Below are 3,972 nucleotides of genomic sequence, written 5' to 3' on the forward strand. Positions count from 1 at the left end.
GTGTCCGGCGCCGCGCCGGCCGCCGACGTCGCGACCGCGGCCGAAGCCGCCAAGCCCGCGGCCAGGCCGGCCGCCAAGGCCGAGAAGGCCCCGGCCGCCGCGGTCGAGGCATCGACGCTGCGCGTCTCGGTCGAGAAGGTCGACCAGCTGATCAACCTGGTCGGCGAACTCGTGATCACCCAGGCCATGCTGGCCCAGAACAGCCAGGGCCTGGACCCGGCGCTGTACCAGCAGCTGGCCGCCGGCCTCGCCGACCTGGATCGCAACACCCGCGACCTGCAGGAATCGGTGATGTCGATCCGCATGATCCCGATGTCGATGGTGTTCAGCCGCTTCCCGCGCATGCTGCGCGACCTGGCCGCCAAGCTCGGCAAGAAGGTCGACTTCGTGACGCTGGGCGAGGCCACCGAACTGGACAAGGGCCTGGTCGAGAAGATCACCGACCCGCTGACCCACCTGGTGCGCAACAGCTGCGACCACGGCATCGAGACCCCGCAGGAACGCGTCGCCAAGGGCAAGCCAGAGACCGGCACCATCACGCTGAGCGCCTCGCACCAGGGCGGCTCCATCGTCATCGAGGTGCGCGACGACGRCCGCGGCCTGTCGCGCGAGAAGCTGCTGAGGAAGGCCCGCGAACGCGGCATCCCGGCACCCGACACGATGAGCGACCAGGACGTCTGGGGCCTGATCTTCGCCCCCGGCTTCTCGACCGCCGACGTGGTCACCGACGTGTCCGGCCGCGGTGTCGGCATGGACGTCGTCAAGAAGAACATCACCGCGCTGGGCGGCACGGTCGAGATCGACTCGGCCGAAGGCTACGGCATGCGCGTCTCGGTGCGCCTGCCGCTGACGCTGGCCATCATGGACGGCATGTCGGTGGGCGTCGGCGAAGAGGTCTACATCCTGCCGCTGTCCTCGGTGATCGAGTCGTTCCAGGTCCAGCCGGACATGGTCAAGACCATCGGCGGCTCGGGCCGCGTGGTGGAAGTGCGCGACGAGTACATGCCGGTGCTGGAGATGGAGCACGTCTTCAACGTGCCGCGCTTCGACTTCGAGCACGTCAGCGGAATCATGGTGGTGGTGGAGGCCGAAGGCGGTCGCGTCGCCCTGCTGGTGGACGAGCTGCTCGGCCAGCAACAGGTGGTCGTCAAGAACCTGGAAGCCAACTACCGCAAGGTCAACGACGTGTCGGGCGCCACCATCATGGGTGACGGCCGCGTCGCGCTGATCCTGGACGTGGGCAGCCTGGTGCGCCGCTCGCGCCACTGAGAGTCACCGAGGTCCGGCCCGCGCCCGCGGGCCCTCTTTCCCGAACAACCGGAGCACGGCCATGAAGTTGAATGACGTTCGCGTCGGGGTTCGCCTGGGTGGCGGCTTTGCCGTCACCCTTGCGCTGTTGTGCCTGATCATGATCGTGGGCATCTGGCGCCTCGGCACCATCGCCCAGGCCACGCAGCAGATGATGGCCGAGCCGCTCGCCAAGGAGCGCCTGGCCGCCGAATGGGCCCGCAACGTGGCCATCGGCGTCACCCGCGGCAAGGCGATCGCCAAGAGCCCGGACGCCGCGATCGAGGCGCTGTTCTCCGAAGAAGCCAAGGCCTCGACGGTGCGCGGCAACGAGATCATCCAGGCGCTGAAGGCCTTCCCGACCGCCCCCGACGAGCAGCTGCTGCTCGACCGCATCGGCGAGACGCGCAAGGCCTACCTGGCGGCGCGCGACGGCATGATGGCCGCCAAGCGCGCCGGCAATGCCGACGAGGCCACCCGCATCTACGACACCGGCTTCCAGGTCGTCGCGCCGGTCTACACCGCCGCGATGCAGGCCTATGTCGACTACCAGAAGAGGTCGATCGACGAGATGGCCAGGCAGATCGATGCCGACGCACTGCGCGGCCGCTCGCTGATCGCCGTGACCGGCAGCCTCGCGCTGGTGCTGGGCGCCGTGTTCGCATGGCGGCTGACGCGCTCGATCACCGTGCCGGTGGCGCAGGCGGCCAGCCTGGCCGATGCGGTGGCCGGCGGCGACCTGTCGCGCCAGGTGCATGCCGAAGGCAGCGACGAGATCGCCGGCCTGATGCGCTCGCTCGGCCAGATGAACGCCAGCCTGCACGACATGGTCACGCAGGTGCGGCAGTCGGCCGACAGCATCCAGGTCGCGAGCGGCGAGGTCGCGACCGGCAACCAGGACCTGAGCGCACGCACCGAGCAGACCGCGTCCAACCTGCAACAGACGGCATCGTCGATGGGCCAGCTCACCGGCACCGTCAAGCAGACCGCCGATTCGGCGCGCACCGCCAACCAGCTGGCCTCGTCGGCGCAGGGCGCCGCGGGCAAGGGCGGCGAGGTGGTGTCGCAGGTCGTCTCGACGATGAACGACATCCATGCCAGCTCGAAGAAGATCGCCGACATCATCGGCGTGATCGACGGCATCGCGTTCCAGACCAACATCCTGGCACTGAACGCCGCGGTGGAAGCGGCACGCGCCGGCGAACAGGGCCGCGGTTTCGCGGTGGTGGCCGGCGAGGTGCGCAGCCTCGCGCAGCGCAGCGCGCAGGCCGCCAAGGAGATCAAGGGCCTGATCGACGCGTCGGTCGACAAGGTCGATTCGGGCTCGCGCCTGGTGGCCGACGCCGGCCAGTCGATGACCGAGATCGTGACCAGCGTGCGCCGCGTCACCAACATCATCGGCGAGATCACCTCGGCCGCGTCGGAGCAGAGCGACGGCATCGGCCAGGTCAACACCGCCGTGACCCAGCTCGACCAGATGACGCAGCAGAACGCCGCGCTGGTGGAGCAATCGGCCGCGGCGGCCGAGTCGCTGAAGGAACAAGCCCTGCGCCTGTCGGGCGTGGTGTCGGTGTTCCGCCTGAAGGCTGCCTGACCCCACCCGGAGCGCTGTATGAACTCCAGTTTTCGCAACACCCGCATCGGCACCCGCCTCGGCCTCGTCTTCGGGCTGATGGTGCTGCTGATGGTCGTGGCCACCGGCTACAGCGCGGTCAAGCTGAAGCAGACCACGTCGACGCTGCAACACCTGTCGGCCACCGAGTGGCGGATGATGCAGCTGGCGCGCGACTGGAATGCCCAGGCCGCGCTGAACACCTTGCGCGCGACGACCAACGCGCGGCTGGGCACCGGCGACTTCTCCGACGAGCTGACCAAGGCCTCCAAGGCCACGTCGGCGCAGAACGCCGAGACGATCAAGCAGATCGAGGCGCTGGTCTCCGATCCCGAGATGAAGGCCTTGTTCGACAAGGCCAACGCGGCGCGCCAGGTGGCGCTCGCCTTCGGCCCCCAGCTCGAGACGCTGAAGAACAGCGGCGACTTCGTCGCGCTCGAGGGGCTGCTGGCCGGCGACTTCGACAAGAGCCGCAAGGTCTACCAGGCCGCGGTCGACGACCTGGCGGCACTGGCCGGCGCGCGCGCCGCCACGGCGCAGCAGCAGGCCGAGGCCGGCACCAACCTGGCTGCCGCGGTGGTCGGCGTGCTGGTGCTGGTGTGCGTGGGCACCGCAGGGGCCTTCGGCTGGTGGCTGACGCGCTCGATCGCGACACCGATCCGCGACGCCGTCACGCAGGCCCGCGCGATCGCCGGCGGCGACCTGTCGCAGGTGCTGCGCGTGCATTCCGGCGGCGAAGCCGGCGAGCTGGAGCGGGCGCTGGCCGACATGCAGGCCTCGCTGCGCCGGCTGGTCGGCGAGGTGCGCAGCAGCACCGACAGCATCACCACCGCCAGCGCCGAGATCGCGACCGGCAACCAGGACCTGAGCGCGCGCACCGAGCAGACCGCCTCCAACCTGCAGCAGGCCGCCTCGTCGATGGAGCAACTGACCGGCACCGTCAAGCAGAGCGCCGACTCGGCCCGCCAGGCCAACCAGCTGGCCTCGTCGGCCGCCGAGGTCGCCGCCCGCGGCGGCGCGGTCGTCTCGCAGGTCGTCTCGACCATGGACGAGATCAACGCGTCGTCCAAGAA

3 protein-coding genes are annotated in these 3,972 nt (G+C 69.7%); all 3 read left to right on the forward strand.

Translation table 11 applies throughout. From position 1 onward, the window contains the following. Positions 1 to 1,269: chemotaxis protein CheA (locus AC1DYN_RS31690; protein WP_477966644.1), on the forward strand; the 1,269-nt coding region annotated here is incomplete at its 5' end. A 61-nt stretch (positions 1,270 to 1,330) separates the two neighbouring features. Beyond that, positions 1,331 to 2,881, forward strand: a complete 1,551-nt coding sequence (locus tag AC1DYN_RS31695; RefSeq protein WP_477966646.1) for a methyl-accepting chemotaxis protein — start codon at positions 1,331 to 1,333, stop codon at positions 2,879 to 2,881. Positions 2,882 to 2,899: 18 nt separating this feature from the next. Continuing rightward, positions 2,900 to 3,972: methyl-accepting chemotaxis protein (locus tag AC1DYN_RS31700; RefSeq protein WP_477966648.1), on the forward strand; the 1,073-nt coding region annotated here is incomplete at its 3' end.

The sequence above is a fragment of the Rhizobacter sp. P2_D12 genome, assembly GCF_056404395.1.